Annotated in this window: 13 protein-coding genes; 9 read left to right on the forward strand and 4 right to left on the reverse strand. The window is 68.2% G+C overall.

Annotated elements, in window-relative coordinates:
- Window positions 1-3: 3 nt before the first annotated feature.
- Complete coding sequence (locus ACWF9G_RS26465; RefSeq protein WP_379304993.1) at window positions 4-1,974, reverse strand: glycoside hydrolase family 15 protein; 1,971 nt, start codon at window positions 1,972-1,974, stop codon at window positions 4-6.
- A 117-nt stretch (window positions 1,975-2,091) separates the two neighbouring features.
- Between ACWF9G_RS26465 and ACWF9G_RS26470 the strand changes: the two genes are divergently transcribed.
- On the forward strand, window positions 2,092-2,361 hold the full coding sequence (locus ACWF9G_RS26470) for a hypothetical protein (RefSeq protein ID WP_379304991.1): 270 nt from the start codon (window positions 2,092-2,094) through the stop codon (window positions 2,359-2,361).
- A gap of 117 nt (window positions 2,362-2,478) precedes the next feature.
- Here ACWF9G_RS26470 and ACWF9G_RS26475 read toward each other — a convergent pair whose 3' ends face one another.
- Window positions 2,479-3,528 (reverse strand): M48 family metallopeptidase, encoded by a 1,050-nt coding sequence (locus tag ACWF9G_RS26475; protein ID WP_452518574.1) that lies wholly within the window; start codon window positions 3,526-3,528, stop codon window positions 2,479-2,481.
- Window positions 3,529-3,602: 74 nt separating this feature from the next.
- Here ACWF9G_RS26475 and ACWF9G_RS26480 point away from each other — a divergent pair, with 74 nt between their 5' ends.
- From ACWF9G_RS26480 to ACWF9G_RS26500, 5 genes are all read left to right on the forward strand, one after another.
- Window positions 3,603-3,692 (forward strand): Ms4533A family Cys-rich leader peptide, encoded by a 90-nt coding sequence (locus ACWF9G_RS26480; protein ID WP_019045829.1) that lies wholly within the window; start codon window positions 3,603-3,605, stop codon window positions 3,690-3,692.
- A gap of 210 nt (window positions 3,693-3,902) precedes the next feature.
- Complete coding sequence (locus ACWF9G_RS26485) at window positions 3,903-4,952, forward strand: sulfate ABC transporter substrate-binding protein (protein ID WP_379304987.1); 1,050 nt, start codon at window positions 3,903-3,905, stop codon at window positions 4,950-4,952.
- Window positions 4,953-5,074: 122 nt separating this feature from the next.
- Window positions 5,075-5,875, forward strand: a complete 801-nt coding sequence (gene cysT / locus ACWF9G_RS26490; protein WP_452518583.1) for a sulfate ABC transporter permease subunit CysT — start codon at window positions 5,075-5,077, stop codon at window positions 5,873-5,875.
- Window positions 5,872-6,678, forward strand: a complete 807-nt coding sequence (cysW, locus tag ACWF9G_RS26495) for a sulfate ABC transporter permease subunit CysW (RefSeq protein WP_452518575.1) — start codon at window positions 5,872-5,874, stop codon at window positions 6,676-6,678. Before cysT ends, cysW begins: the two co-directional genes overlap by 4 nt.
- On the forward strand, window positions 6,675-7,670 hold the full coding sequence (locus ACWF9G_RS26500) for a sulfate/molybdate ABC transporter ATP-binding protein (RefSeq protein WP_379304983.1): 996 nt from the start codon (window positions 6,675-6,677) through the stop codon (window positions 7,668-7,670). The genes cysW and ACWF9G_RS26500 overlap by 4 nt, the downstream gene beginning before the upstream one ends.
- A 25-nt stretch (window positions 7,671-7,695) precedes the next feature.
- Here the strand turns inward: ACWF9G_RS26500 and ACWF9G_RS26505 are convergent, their stop codons facing one another.
- The gene (locus ACWF9G_RS26505; protein WP_452518577.1) at window positions 7,696-7,956 is read right to left on the reverse strand and encodes a hypothetical protein; all 261 of its coding nucleotides are present in this window, start codon (window positions 7,954-7,956) and stop codon (window positions 7,696-7,698) included.
- A gap of 292 nt (window positions 7,957-8,248) precedes the next feature.
- Here ACWF9G_RS26505 and ACWF9G_RS26510 point away from each other — a divergent pair, with 292 nt between their 5' ends.
- A complete protein-coding gene (locus ACWF9G_RS26510; RefSeq protein WP_452518584.1) occupies window positions 8,249-9,253 on the forward strand; it encodes an AurF N-oxygenase family protein in 1,005 nt (334 codons plus the stop codon).
- 15 nt (window positions 9,254-9,268) lie between these two features.
- Window positions 9,269-10,855 (forward strand): FAD-dependent oxidoreductase, encoded by a 1,587-nt coding sequence (locus ACWF9G_RS26515; RefSeq protein ID WP_452518579.1) that lies wholly within the window; start codon window positions 9,269-9,271, stop codon window positions 10,853-10,855.
- 60 nt (window positions 10,856-10,915) lie between these two features.
- Here the strand turns inward: ACWF9G_RS26515 and ACWF9G_RS26520 are convergent, their stop codons facing one another.
- Window positions 10,916-11,677: an SDR family NAD(P)-dependent oxidoreductase gene (locus ACWF9G_RS26520; RefSeq protein WP_452518581.1), complete on the reverse strand. Its 762-nt coding sequence runs from the start codon at window positions 11,675-11,677 to the stop codon at window positions 10,916-10,918.
- 525 nt (window positions 11,678-12,202) lie between these two features.
- Here ACWF9G_RS26520 and ACWF9G_RS26525 point away from each other — a divergent pair.
- Window positions 12,203-14,527, forward strand: coding sequence for an Hsp70 family protein (locus ACWF9G_RS26525; RefSeq protein ID WP_452518582.1), 2,325 nt, complete (start codon window positions 12,203-12,205; stop codon window positions 14,525-14,527).
- The last annotated feature ends 77 nt before the right edge of the window (window positions 14,528-14,604 follow it).

The raw sequence follows: 14,604 nt of genomic DNA on the forward strand, positions 1-14,604 counted from the left end.
CGCTCAGGCAGGCCGGTTCGACGGCGTGTGCGCAGGCTGGAACTGACCGGCCTGGCGGGAGTCCTCCGCCCTGATCACGTGGGTCACCGCGTTGATCAGCGCCAGATGGGTGAACGCCTGCGGGAAGTTGCCCAGGTGCCTGCCGGTGTGCGGGTCGATCTCCTCGGCGTAGAGGCGCAGCGGGCTGGCCAGGCCGAGCAGCCGCTCGCACAGCTGGGTGGCGCGTTCGAGTTCGCCGATCTCCACCAGCGCCGACACCAGCCAGAACGAGCAGATGGTGAAGGTGCCCTCCTCACCGGTGAGCCCGTCGTCGGTGGTGTCGGTGTCGTAGCGCAGTACCAGGCCGTGCACGGTGAGCCGGTCGGCGATGGCGAGCACGGTCGCCTTCACGCGGTAGTCGTCCGGGGGCAGGAACCGGGTCAGCACCACCAGCAGCAGCGACGCGTCGAGGGTGCGGCTGCCGTAGGTCTGGGTGAACACGCCGTCCTCGTCGACGCCGTTGGCGAGGACGTCCTCGCGGATCTCCTCGGCGATGTCGAACCACTCGTAGGCCCGTTCGAACTGGCCGTGCAGCTGGGCCAGCCGGGCGCCGCGGTCGAGGGCGACCCAGCACATCACCTTCGAGGAGGTGAACTGCTGTGGCTCGCCGCGCACCTCCCAGATGCCGCGATCGGGTTCGCGCCAGCGCGAGATCGCGGCGTTCACGGTCCGTTCCAGCATCGGCCAGAGTGATTCCGGCACTTGCTGCAGGGATTTCACGTGCAGGTACACGGCATCGAGCATGGTGCCCCAGATGTCGTGCTGGTCCTGGTTGTAGGCGGCATTGCCGATACGCACCGGTCGCGAGTTGTCGTAGCCGGACAGGTTGGGCAGGATCTCCTCGGTGATCCGGCGTTCGCCGCCGATGCCGTAGAGCACCTGCAGGGGCAGCGCGTCACCGTTGTCGCCGGTGGTCGCGTCGTTGAGGAAGTTGAAGAAGTCGTTGGCCTCGCGGTCGAGGCCGAGGGTGTACAGACCCCACAGCGCGAAACTGGAGTCGCGCACCCAGGTGTAGCGGTAGTCCCAGTTGCGCTCTCCGCCGGGGGTTTCCGGCAGCGAGGTGGTGGCGGCGGCCAGCAGCGCGCCGGTCGGCGCGTAAGTGAGGCCCTTCAGTGTCAGCGCGCTGCGCTGCAGGTAGCTGCGCCACGGATGGTCGGGGAAGTCACCGAGAGTGATCCAGCGGCGCCAGCATTCGGCGGTCGTCCACATCTTCTTCGCCGCCTCGTCGAAGGAGGCGGGAGCGGGCAGATCCGACCAGGACAGCGCGACGAACACCGAATCGCCCTCGCTCATCCGCGTGCGCGCCCGCGCCTCCCGGCCCTCCAGGCCGATGCGCAGGTCGGTGGTGAGCACAAGGGACGCCCCGGTCTCGGGATTGTTCACCGCCACCGCCGTCACCTCCTCGTAGACGTTGCCGGTGTACGCCCAGCGCGCGCCGCCGCGGTGATAGTCGAACGAGGGCTGGCAGCTCATCTCCAATTCGACTGTGCCGCTGACACATTTCACCGTCCGCAGCAGGATGTGCTCGGCGTCCCAGTCCATCGGGGTGCGGCGGTGGGTCTTGGAACGGGCCATATTGTTGTGCCACGGGCCGAGGACCAGCGCGTCGCGCACGATCAGCCAGCCGGTCTCGGTCTGCCAGGTCGTCTCGAGGATCATCCCGCCCGGCAGGTACCGCCGCGCGGCGGGCACGTGCTTGCCGTAGGGCCCGATCCGGAAATGCCCGGCGCTGCGGTCGAGGATGGCGCCGAACACGCTGGGGGAGTCGGGCCGGGGGACACACATCCACTCCACCGAGCCGCTGCTGGCGATCAGGCAGTTCGTCTCGCAATCAGAGAGAAAGGCGTAATCGTCGATCGGCGGGAAGGCGCCGCGACGGCCGCTGGAGGAGACCGGACTCAGAATCGGCAGGCTGTCGGCGCTGGAAGACTCCATACCCCATCATCAGCGCGCTGCCCGCTCTCGTCCACCGTTGCCGCGTCGACGGTGCAGTTCCGCCGGTCACAGCCACGCCGATTCGCCCGTTCACCGTCACCGACTAGTGTGGTCGGGGTGCAACGCATCGCAGGTTGGTGGGACGGCTTCGAACTCTGGGTAGCCGGGCTGCCCTTCATCCCCCAGTTCCTCGTCGTGCTGGTCGGCATGGTCCCGATCAGCTTCGCCATCGCCTTCCTGCTCGACCGCGCCCTGCGGGCGGCCTTCCGCCTGCTCGGCCGCGGGGATCGCATCGAGCCGTCGATCCCGGCCGCCGTGCCGGTGACGGCGGCAGCGCCGGTACCCGTCGCCGCCGCGCGCCCGACCGTCGGCAGCGGTGCCCGCTGATGCCACGTTCCCGCGTTCAGCTCGCCCTGGTTGCCCTTCTCGTTCTCGTCGTCATCGCCTGGTTCTTCACCCGGTGACGCACCGGCGCGAGCAGTCGCCCGCGCCGGCGCTTCCGGTCTAGTTCTTGCGCCAGTCGTCGAAGCGTTTGCCCAGGTCGGCGACCGTTCGCCCGACTTCATGGCCGACGGTGTTCACCGCCGAACCCACGTCCTTGCCCAGGTCACGCACGGTGCGCACGAACAGGTCCTCGGACTGGTCGAAGGACTCGCGGTAGCTGCGCGCCGCCTGCTTGACCTCGTCGCTGATCCGCGCGTTCTTGTCGTGCTCGCGGCGCGGGTAGCTGCCGCCGAGAACCCGCTCGTACTCGCCGGACTGGATCCAGCGGCGCAGTTCGGCGGCGCGCAGCACCGAGAACGGATGCGACTGCAGTTCCAGGTTGAGCAGCTTGAGGACGCCGTCTCGCAGATCACCCGAGCGCAGGTAGTCGTCGGCCTGGTCGAGGAACGCGCCGTGGTTCATCTCGTGCAGCCAGGCGCCGCCGGCGGTCTTCATGTGCACCCGCACCGAGGCTTCCACGTCCTGGCAGCACAGCAGCCCGGCCCGGTCGCCGGACAACTCCGACTTGCGGCTCCACTCCATCAGCGCCGCCACGATCGCCCGCAGCGCCCAGCCGCCGACCGGCAGCCAGCCGACCGAGGCCGACAGCCGCATCAGGTGCATGAGCATCGTGCGGTACACCGCGTGCCCGGACAGCGCGTGCCCGAGCTCGTGGCCGATGACGAACCGCAGTTCCTCGGTGTCCATCAGTTCGAGCAGGCCGGTGGTGAGCACGATGAACGGCCGGTCCATGCCGATGGTGAAGGCGTTGACCGACGGGTCCTGCAGGACATACATCTCCGGTGTGATCTGCGCGTCGAGCACTCCGACACAGTCCGCGCGCAGCTCGTGCAGCGTGCGGAACTGGCGGTCGTCGACCCGCACGGCGGTCGCGAGGTACATCAGCCGGTGCTGACGTTCCCGCAGCAGGCTCGACAGCGCACGCAGCACCGTGTCGAAGCCGCTCAGCGAGCGCAGCGCCACGAGTGCGGTGCGGTCGGCGGGGTGTTCCCAGGCGCGCGTGCTGATTTCCGGCAAACGCACCCGGACGCGGTCAGGAGCCATGGTCATAGGATGAAATCCCCCCTCGGTGTGGAACTCTCGTCGATTCGAATCATCATGTCGCAATCTGCTACAGTCTGCCTGTGTCATCGAGTGTCGCCCCGCAGATCCGCCATGAACTGGCGTTGATCGCTGTCGGCAACCTCGCTGTCGCGGACATCCTCTGTCGGTGATCGGCCACCGGACACGTCTGCGCGTTTCTGCCCAGTAGACTGGCGCGCGCTTTTCCTTTCGCAGTCGTAGTCCGTTACTCCGGGGGTCAATGGGCCCGAGTCGCGCCAACTGCCGTGTGTCCATCGCACGGCAGGTCTACCGATCGACGAGCGTAATCCTGTCGCAACGAAAGACGTTGTCCGGCAGGTCCTTTCCGAAAGGTTCACCCGATGTCTCGCAACACCTGGATCGGCTCGCGCCGCCGCGCCGCCGCTGTCGCCCTCACTGCTGTCGCCGCGGTCACCCTGGCCGCCTGCGGCGGTGGCGCCAGTGACTCGACCGACGGCGCCGCGGGAGCCGACGGCAGCGGGGGCACCCTCAATCTCTACGCCTACGCCGTCCCGAAGCCGGGCTTCGACAAGGTCGTGCCCGAGTTCAACAAGACCGAGGCGGGCAAGGGCGTCCAGGTCCAGGCCTCCTACGGCGCCTCCGGTGACCAGTCGCGCAAGGTCAAGGACGGCGCCGAGGCCGACGTCGTCAACTTCTCCGTCGAGCCCGACATCACCCGCCTCGTCGACGCGGGCCTGGTGGAGTCGAACTGGAACGCCGACGCGAGCAAGGGCATCCCGTTCGGCTCGGTCGTCACCCTGGTCGTGCGCAAGGGCAACCCCAAGGGCATCAAGGACTGGGACGACCTGCTCAAGCCCGGTGTCGAGGTCGTCACCCCGAACCCGTTCAGCTCGGGCTCGGCCAAGTGGAACCTGCTCGCCCCCTACGCCGCCAAGAGCGACGGCGGCAAGAACCAGCAGGCAGGCCTGGACTACCTGTCGCAGCTGATCTCGCCCGAGCACGTCAAGGTGCAGCCCAAGTCGGGCCGCGAAGCCACCGAGACCTTCCTGCAGGGCACCGGTGACGTGCTGCTGAGCTACGAGAACGAGGCCATCTTCTCCGAGCGCAAGGGTGACCCGATCGAGCACATCAACCCGCCGACCACCTTCAAGATCGAGAACCCGGTCGCGGTGCTGAAGAACTCCAAGAACCTGGCCAAGGCCACCGCGTTCCGCGACTTCCTGTTCACCCCCGAGGGCCAGAAGGCGTGGGCGCAGGCCGGCTTCCGTCCGGTCGACCCGAAGGTCGCCGCCGAGTTCGCCGCCGACTTCCCGACCCCGGCCAAGCTGTGGACCATCGATGACCTCGGTGGCTGGAAGGCCGTCGACAAGGAACTGTTCGCACAGGGCACCGGCAAGGTCGCGGTCATCTACGACCAGGCCACCAAGTAGGTCGTGACCCAGCGCACACGCGATACTGGACAACTGTGACTGACAGCAGTGGGCACGCCGGGACCGGGACAACTCCCGATCCCGGCGTCGCCGGTAAGTTTCGAGGCCCGCGATGGTCGTGGCTGCGCGTGACCGGCTCGGTGGGCCCGCTCGGTATCGCCATCGCCGTGCTGTGGCTCAGCGTCATCGTGCTGCTTCCGTTGGCGGCGCTGACCGTCAGCTCGTTCGAGGACGGCTGGTCCGGCTTCTGGGACGCGGTCACCGCGCCCGCGGCGCTGGACTCGTTGCGCATCACCGTCGGTGTCTCGGTGGTCGTCGCCGTGCTCAACGTCGTGATGGGCACCCTGATCGCCTGGGTGCTGGTGCGTGACGAATTCCCCGGCAAGAGCGTCGTCAACGCGCTGATCGATCTGCCGTTCGCGCTGCCGACGATCGTCGCCTCGATCGTGCTGCTCTCGCTCTACGGCCCGAACAGCCCGATCGACATCCACCTCAACGCCACCCAGCCCGGTCTGGTGGTGGCGCTGGCCTTCGTCACGCTGCCGTTCGTGGTGCGGTCGGTGCAGCCGGTGCTGATCGAGGTCGACAAGGAAGTGGAGCAGGCCGCGCTCTCGCTGGGCGCGAGCAACTGGATCACCTTCCGCCGCATCGTGCTGCCGACGCTGGCCCCGGCGATCATCTCCGGCGGCGGGCTCGCCTTCGCCAGGGCGATCGGCGAATACGGCTCGGTCGTGCTGATCGGCGGCAACATCCCGCGCGAGACGCAGATGACCTCGCAGTACATCCAGCAGCAGATCGAGGTGGACCGGCCGATCAACGCGGCCGCGGTGTCGGTGGCACTGCTGGCCATCTCCTTCGCCAGCCTGCTCGTCCTGCGGCTGCTCGCCGAGCGCACTGCGCGGAAGGAAGAGGCGGCCCGATGAAGCTGTCCCTGTTCACGCGGCTCTCGCTGCGCACGGTGGCCCTCGGCTATCTGCTCGTGCTGCTCGTGCTGCCGCTGGTGATCATCTTGTGGCGCACGTTCGAGCGGGGGATCGGGGCCTTCCTTGCCTCGATCACCACGCCCGCGGCGATCTCGGCGTTCCAGCTGTCGATGCTCATCGTGGCGATCGTCGTCCCGTTGAACGTGGTCTTCGGCGTCGTGACGGCGCTGGCGCTGGTCCGCAGCAAGTTCCCCGGGCGCAGCCTGGTGCAGGGCATCGTCGACCTGCCGTTCGCGGTGTCGCCGGTGGTCGTCGGTGTCTCGCTGATCCTGCTGTGGGGTGCGGGCGGCTGGTTCGGCGGCTTGGAATCGGCCGGCTTCAAGGTGATCTTCAGCCTGCCCGGCATGGTGATCGCCACCATCTTCGTGACGCTGCCGTTCGTGGTGCGCGAGGTCGAGCCGGTGCTGCACGAGATCGGCGACGACCAGGAACAGGCCGCGGCCACCCTCGGCGCGTCCCGCTGGCAGACCTTCTGGCGGATCACCCTGCCCGCCATCCGCTGGGGCCTGACCTACGGTGTCGTGCTCACGGTTGCCCGCGCGCTCGGCGAGTTCGGCGCGGTGATCATGGTCTCGACCGCACTGCCCGGCAAGTCACAGACGCTGACCCTGCTGGTGCACGGTCGCTACATCAACGACCACAACACCTTCGGCGCCTACAGCGCGGCCACCCTGCTGATGGGCATGGCCCTGGTGGTACTTCTCCTGATGACTCTCCTCGAACGCAAGCGGGGCACCGAATGATCACCGTGACCAACGCGCGCAAGAACTACGGTTCCTTCGCCGCTCTCGACGACGTCAGCATCGACATCACCTCGGGTGAGCTGACCGCCCTGCTCGGCCCGTCCGGTTCGGGCAAGTCGACGCTGCTGCGCTCGATCGCGGGCCTGGAGTCGCTGGACTCGGGCATCGTCTCGATCGCGGGCAACGACGTCACCCACGTGGCGCCGCAGAAGCGCGACATCGGCTTCGTGTTCCAGCACTACGCCGCGTTCAAGCACATGACGGTCCGCGACAACGTCGCCTTCGGCCTGACCATCCGCAAGCGGCCGAAGAAGGAGATCGACAAGCGCGTCGACGAGCTGCTCGGTATCGTCGGGCTCGACGGTTTCCAGCATCGCTACCCGGCGCAGCTCTCCGGTGGCCAGCGCCAGCGCATGGCTCTGGCGCGCGCGCTCGCCGTCGACCCGCAGGTGCTGCTGCTCGACGAGCCGTTCGGCGCCCTCGACGCCAAGGTCCGCACGGACCTGCGGAAATGGCTGCGCAGGCTGCACGACGAGGTCCACGTGACGACCGTGCTGGTCACCCACGACCAGGAGGAGGCGCTCGATGTCGCCGACCGGATCGCGGTGATGAACAAGGGCCGCATCGAACAGGTCGGTTCGCCCGAGGACGTCTACGACCGGCCCGCCAACGAGTTCGTCATGTCGTTCCTCGGTGCGGTGGCCCGGCTCAACGGTCATCTCGTGCGCCCGCACGACATCCGCGTCGGCCGGGATCCGAGCATGGCGATGGCCGAACACGAGGGCACCGCGGAGTCCGCGGGCGTCACCAGGGCCACGGTCGAACGCATCGTCCGGCTCGGTTTCGAGGTGCGCCTCGAACTGCGCAATGCCGCGACCGGCGATCAGTTCGCCGCGCAGGTCACCCGCGGTGACGCCGCGGCCCTGCATCTGAGCGAGGGCGAGACGGTCTACGCCAGGGCCACCCGGATCCCGGATCTGCCGCAGAGCTGAGATCCCGCGCCCCTGTTGCCCGGGGTCACCCGGTGGAACGATATGGGTTCGGTGCGGTCGCGGCCGCACCGAACCGGGCGGGGCCGAGCATGCGGGGAGCACGCGGGCTTCGTCGATTGTGCTCGGGAACCTGGGGGCCGAGCTCGACGGCACGGCCGCGGCCCGGGGACTGGCGGTGACCGGCGGATTCATCAGCGACACCGGCATCGGCGGCGGTGGCGACGGCCGACGCGAACATCCCGCCCGCGCCGCCGCATGAGTTGTCGAGCCGTTCGCTGGCGCCCACAGTGCTGTCCCTCCGCGCCGCGTCCGCGCAGGGTAGCCGGTACCGGCGGTACATACGGCGAAACGGCGCGCTCGGCGCGAACCAATTTCCCGTGCCCGCCCGGCGGCTTCCTACAACTGTGCATGACGCAGTGTCACAGGTAGAACCATTTTTACTGGTGAGTAGCTTTTCCTCCAGGCATTTCGACACGCCGGGCCTGGGAAAATCGGGAAGGTGGCAGAGTTGACGTGACTCCTCGTAGGTGTAACTATTGGAAACAGTAAACGTCCCTTGAGGAGAGGCAGTGACGACGATGTCTGCGCCCACCACCCCTGACGTCGATCCCGTAGTCGCGGAGGCTCAGGCGTACGCCGAGAAGTTGCTGATGCTGTCGGAGGCGTCGGTCAACCGCCACTTCGACCCGTTCGAGGACATCGACTGGGACAACCCCGAGTTCGACCCGGACTACAAGCCCGAGCGCTGGGTCCTGGTCACCTCGGCCGACCCGATCGGCCGCCACGCCTGGTACCAGGCGCTGCCACTGGATAAGAAGATCGAGATCGGCAAGGTCCGCCAGGCCAATGTCGCCAAGGTCGGCCTGCAGTTCGAGGCCATCCTGATCATCGGCATGATGCAGCACATCTTCAACCTGAAGAACAATGACCCGGAGTTCCGGTACTGCTCGCACGAGATGATCGAAGAGCACAACCACACTCTGATGTTCCAGGAGATGGTCAACCGCGTCGCCGACGTGCCGGGCATGAACCCGCTCGTGCGTCAGCTGCGCCACCTGGCCGCGCCGGCAGGCGCGCTGCTCCCGAACTTCTTCTTCATGGCCGTGCTCGCCGGCGAAGAGCCGATCGACCACATCCAGAAGGACATCCTGCGCTCGGGTGACGACATCCACCCGATCATGCGCGGCGTGATGGCGATCCACGTGGCCGAGGAAGCTCGCCACATCTCCTTCGCCCACGAGTTCCTGAAGAAGAACGTTCCGGCTCAGCCCGCGTTCAACAGGTTCGTGCTCTCGGTGGCCATGCCGATCATCATGTTCGTGCTCGGCCGTGCCATCGCGACGCCGCCGAAGACCTTCTTCAAGCAGTTCGACATGCCGGCCGATGTCCGCAAGGAGCTGTTCTACGGTTCCAAGGAGGCCAAGCAGGTCTTCGCCGACTACTTCATCGACGTGCGTGCGCTCGCCGAGGAGATCGGCCTGATGAACCCGGTCGCCAAGAAGGTGTGGAAGCTGCTCGGTATCGACGGCCCGTCGAGCCGGTACCGCTCGGAGCCCAAGCGATCCGCGAAGCACGCGGCCTGAGACGCGGTAGCGACCATGCCCTACGTCGTCACCCAGTCGTGCTGTAGCGACGCCTCGTGCGTCTACGCATGCCCGGTCAACTGCATTCATCCCACCCCGGATGAACCGGACTTCCGCACCGCGGAGATGCTCTACGTCGATCCGGCGGCGTGCGTGGACTGTGGCGCCTGCGCCACCGCGTGCCCCGTCGACGCCATCACCTCGTCGAAGAAGCTCACCGAAGAGCAGAAGCCCTTCATCGAGATCAACGCCGATTTCTACCGCATCCAGCGCGACCGGCCGACTCTGGCCAGGCCCGTGATGCCGCCCGCGATCGACACCCAGCGTTCGCCGCTGCGCGTGGCCATCGTCGGCTCCGGCCCGTCGGCGATGTACGCCGCCGACGAGCTGCTGACCCAGCCCGGCGTCGCGGTCACCATGTTCGACCGGCTGCCGCAGGCCTACGGTCTGGCCCGGCTCGGTGTCGCGCCCGACCACAAGCGCACCCGCCAGGTCGCCGACCTGTTCGACGTGATGTCGAAGCAGGAGGACTTCGGTACCTACCTCGACGTGGAGATCGGCAAGCACATCAGCCACGCCGATCTGCTCGAGCACTTCCACGGCGTGATCTACGCCGTCGGCGCGTCCTCGGATCGGAAGCTGGGCATCCCGGGTGAGGGTCTGTCCGGCAATGTGTCGGCCACCGACTTCGTCGCCTGGTACAACGGCCATCCCGAGCACGTCGACGACCAGTTCGATCTGAACCAGAAGCGCGTGGTGATCGTCGGCAACGGCAACGTCGCCCTCGATGTCGCCCGCATCCTGACCGTCGATCCGGCCACGCTGGCAGGCACCGACATCGCGCCCTACGCGCTGAAGGCGTTGCGGGAGAGCAAGATCGAAGAGGTCGTGATCCTGGGTCGTCGCGGCCCCGCCGAGTCGGCCTTCACGGTGCCCGAGTTCGTCGGCCTGCTGGCCGCCGACATCGACATCGCGATCGAGGGCGAGCTGCCCGAGGTCACCCCCGAGCTGCCGTACAAGATCGAGCAGAAGCTGCGCCTGCTGCACAGCGTCGCGAATCGCCCGTTCGGCGAGCGCAGGCGCATCGTGTTCCGCTACCTGTCCTCGCCGGTAGAGATCCTCGGCACCGACACGGTGACGGGTGTGCGGGTCGAGCGCAACGAGCTGGTCACCGACGCCGATGGCCGCACCAGTGCGGTGCCGACCGGCGACACCGATCTGCTCGAGGCGGGCGTCGTGCTCACCTCGGTCGGCTACCGCGGGGTGCCGACCAAGGATCTGCCGTTCGACGACGCGCGTGGCGTCATCCCGAACGAGCAGGGTCGGGTGCTCACCGCCGCGGGTGGCGCGGTCGTCACCGGCACGTATGTGACCGGCTGGATCAAGCGCGGCCCGACCGGCTTCATCGGGACCAACAAGTCCTGCGCGCAGGAGACCGTGCAGCAACTCGCCGAGGATTTCAACACCGGCAAGCTGCGCGAGCCCGCCCGTGACGCACGGGAGTTCGATCGTCTGGTGCGCGCCCGCCGACCCCAGGCGCGCGCAGGCGGTGCCGCGGCGTCGCACGAGCGCCCGCTCCGGCGGCTGCTCGCTCGCGGCTGATTCGCGCGAAACCGAAGGCCCGCTACGTCGTCCGCATGCGACGTAGCGGGCCTTCGGCGTTCACTGCGCGGTGAAGCCGCCGTCCACCGTGACCGCGGCTCCGGTGACGAAGGACGCCTCGTCGCTGAGCAGGAACGCGCACAGTGCCGCGATCTCCTCAGGCTTGGCTATCCGCCCGATCGGGTGCAGCGCCGCGATCGCCGCCTCGCCCTCCGGGGTGGCCCCCATCGACGCGCGGAACGCCGGAGTGTCGACCGCGCCGGAGACGAGCGCGTTGACCCGCAGGCCCGCCGCCGCCGTCTCCAGCGCCACCGACCTGGTGAGCCCGACGACGCCGTGCTTGGCCGCCACATACGGCGCCACCGACGCCATGCCGACGACACCGAGGTTGGACGCGTTGTTCAGGATCGTGCCGCCGCCGGAGCCGATGATCGCGGGCACCTGGTGCCGCAGCCCGTGGAACACCCCGGTCAGGTTCAGGTCGAGCTCGGCGCGCCACGCCGCGTCGTCGATCTCGGCGACCGAACCGAACGCGGTGACCGCGCCCGCGTTGTTGAACGCCGCGTCGAGCCTGCCGTACTCGGTGAGCGCGGCCTGGGTGAGGCGTTCGACATCGGCGTCGACCGTGACGTCGGTGGGAACGAACAGCGCGCGTCCGCCCGCCGCGCGGATCTCCTCGGCGACCTGCTCGCCCTGATCCTTGCCGCGGGACCCGAGGACCACGGCGGCGCCCTCGGACGCGACCCGCTGCGCGACCGCCTTGCCGATGCCGGAACCGGCGCCGGTGACGAGGACGACCTGGTCGGCAAAACGAGTGGACATAGTTATTCCCTTCTCTCCCTTGCTATTCGGAGTTCGACTCGGCGTCTCTCCGCGTTTCGAGTCAACCGCGGCGAGCAGGGCTGTGCTGGCGGGTATCGGCCGTGACGTTGACGCGTCATAGGCTTCGGCGCGTACTTCGATATGCGGCACTGCAATGCGGCGATATTCGAAATCCGCTAGGCAGTAATTGAATTGATTACCAGTCGGTAAGTGCATTAATCGGTGGCCATAACAGACCGAGAGAATGTATTCACTAGGGGCTCAAGTCGATTACTCGCGAGTAGCTGGCTCTCGGAGTCTGTCAGTCGCTTCGGAAGCGTTCAGGGGACTGGACGCTTGTCCGTATACCTAGTAACCTGCGAAAATCTCCCAACAAGGGCCAAAGGTCACGTCTTTTGTATCAATCAGGCAGCAATTCGGCTTTGTGCCGGTTAATCTGTGCGAGCTGTTTGGAAGACGACCGCGGCCACATGGTGCGCTCGCGTGCTGGACGTGGTCACGGTGCGTTGACGGGATAGCAAATACATGACCAGAGGTCTGGGCTTAAGCATCGGTACGGTCAATGCGATTACGGCGGTAGTAGCCGATGATCCGGCCAAACCGGCGGTGCGCGCACGGCGTACCGCACTCACCTTCGACGAAGCGGGTCGGCCCCGCATCGGAGCGATCAACGAATTCGCCTCGGCGGTGACGGATTTCGCGGACCTGGGCCGCGAGCCGGAGCCGATGGTGATCGGTGGCCGGTTCTACTCGGCGACCAACCTGATCGCCGCGGTCGTCACGGGGCTGATCGAGCTGGCCGAACCGGCCGCCGGCGCCGTATTGACGTATCCGGCAGTGTATTCCGACAAACAGGTCGGGCTGCTCGGGCAGGCGCTGCACCTGGCAGGCGCCGGACAGGTGCTGCTCGTGCCGGAACCGGTCGCGGCCGCGGAGTGGCTCGAGGTCGATCAGGGGCCGTTGGCTCCGGGTTTCGTCCTCGTCTACGACCTGGGTGCGAACAGTCTCGACCTCACCGTTCTGCGCGTCGGGCCGGACTGGCCGCATCATCCGATGGTCGGAACTCCGATGCGCTCCACCGATTTCGGTGGCAAGCCGCTGGGTGAGATGGTCGCCCGCTACGCCGGTTCGCCCCGGTCGAGCCGCGCCACGCAGACGCTCACCTCGATGGTGAACATCGACGCGCTGCGCTCCGAGCACATCCGCGACACCTTCCCGCTGGTCAGCAAGAGCGTGGCCGGCGCGGGCCTGCGCCTGGCCGATCTCTCGCGCATCCTGGTAGTCGGCGGGGCTTCGCGTCCGCCCGAGGTCGCGCGCACGCTGGCCGAACTCGGCGTCCCGCTGGTCACCGTCGCCGACCCCGGCCAGGTGATCGCCTCCGGCGCGGCAGCCTTGGCGGCCCGCACATTCGCCCCCGTGCAGCAGGGCGGCTCCGCGGCGCCGCATGTCGCCGTGTTCTCCAGCGCGGCAGTCGTCTCCGCGCTCGCCATGTCGGCGATGACGGTGTTCGGCAGCCCCTTCGACCCCGGCCTGACCCCGGTCCTCGACCGTTTCCCCGCCCTCGGCGCCCCCGCCGAAGCACTGCTCTACGACATGAGCGCCGACCTCGTCGCCGCCCAGAACTCCGGTCTGCTCGGTGCCGTCGACCCACTCACCGGCCGGGTCCGCGTCGCAGCCGCAGCCGCCGTCGCCGCGCAGACGGCCTACGAAATGATCGTCGCCCCCGCGAACGCCGGCCGCGACACGACCCGCACCGGCGGCGAGCGCGGCGGCCCCAGCCACAGCGACGACTGTCGTTCACCGCTGGCCAGGACCACCTACGGCGACCCGGCCCGCTTCATCAACCCCCTGCCCTTCTACCTCGGGACGCCCTCCCAGAACGCCCCGACCAACCCGGGCACTCCCGGGCACCCGGGACCGGTCACCGGCCCCGGCTCGGGCACCCCTTCGATCCCCACGCCGTATACACCCACCGAACCCGGTGCCACGACTCCCGGCACGGCGCCCGCCCCCACCTCGCCAACGGGCGGCACGACATCGCCCTCCACCGACACCTCGGGATCCGCCGGCGGAAGCGGCACGGGCACAGCCCCGTCCGGCACGACCGGCGGCACCGAAACCAGCGGCACGACCCCCGGGGGTACCTCGCCCGGCGAAACAGCCGGCACCGGCTCGACCGACGGCGGCGCCCCCAGCGGTGGCACAACGGGTGGCACCGAGAGCTCAGCAGGCGGTGCGTCCGGCGGCACCACGGGCGACACCTCCGGCGGCGCGTCGGGCGGTGAGACCAGCGGTGGTGAATCCAGCGACGGATCGGACAGCGGTGCTTCCGGCGGTGGTGCGTCAGGCGGTGAAGATTCCGGTGGTGGCGCGTCAGGCGGTGGCGCATCTGGTGGTGGTACCTCGGGTGGTGGCGCATCTGGCGGCGGAGCCTCGGGTGGTGGTCATTCCGGTGGCAGTGCTTCCGGCGGAAGTGACTCGGGCGGTGGTGCTTCGGGCGGTGGCGCTTCCGGTGGTGGCGCTTCCGGTGGTGGCGCTTCCGGTGGTGGCGCCTCAGGCGGCGGTGCTTCGGGCGGTGGCGCTTCCAGTGGCGGTGCGTCCGGCGGTGGTACATCCAGTGGCGACTCCAGCGGAAAAGCATCCCCCGGCGGGGCATCGTCGGGTGGCGCCTCTTCCGGTGGCGCGTCGTCCGGTGGCTCAAAGGTCGGCGGCGGTGGCGTCGGTGGTGGTGGCGTCGGCGGTGGTGGCGTCGGTGGTGGTGGTGGCGTCGGCGGTGGTGGCGGCGTCGGCGGTGGCGGCTTCGGTGGTGGTGGCTTCGGCGGTGGTGGCGGCGGCGGTTTCCGCCGCTGAGGTGACCACCAGCCTCATTCAGCTGGAGAATCTTTCCGGTACACGGCCGCCGCTCGCCATCGTCCCTGTGCGGAACG

The sequence above is a fragment of the Nocardia sp. NPDC055029 genome, from assembly GCF_053608525.1.